This is a genomic window from Desulfopila sp. IMCC35006, assembly GCF_005116645.1.
In the GTDB taxonomy this organism is placed as follows: Bacteria; Desulfobacterota; Desulfobulbia; order Desulfobulbales; family Desulfocapsaceae; genus Desulforhopalus_A.
In genome coordinates this window covers 1-255 of record NZ_SWCM01000083.1, presented here as the reverse complement: position 1 = coordinate 255, position 255 = coordinate 1, and the positions used below count along the sequence as shown (strand labels likewise).

Sequence of the window (255 nt, the reverse complement as noted above, 5' to 3'; positions counted from 1 at the left end):
GTTCTCGTTTTTGCTTCAGCAGCCTGAAAACAATCTTTTCCCCATGTATGGTTACGAAAAAAGACACTCGAATATCAATACTGCCCTCATCGTACTCGAAAAGGATCCGCCCGCCCTGATGCCGGCGCTTTTCAGCTATGTCGGCTCCACACATAATTTTTGTTCGACTCGTCAAAGTCGGGATGATATCGGCAGGAAAATCTTTATAATGACGCAGAACACCATCTTCACGAAAACGGACCTGCAGACGATCTG

General features: G+C 46.3%; 1 protein-coding gene. It reads right to left on the bottom strand.

Annotated features, from left to right (window positions below):
* Nucleotides 1–255: ATPase, T2SS/T4P/T4SS family (locus tag FCL47_RS24225; RefSeq protein WP_167496632.1), on the bottom strand; the 255-nt coding region annotated here is incomplete at both ends.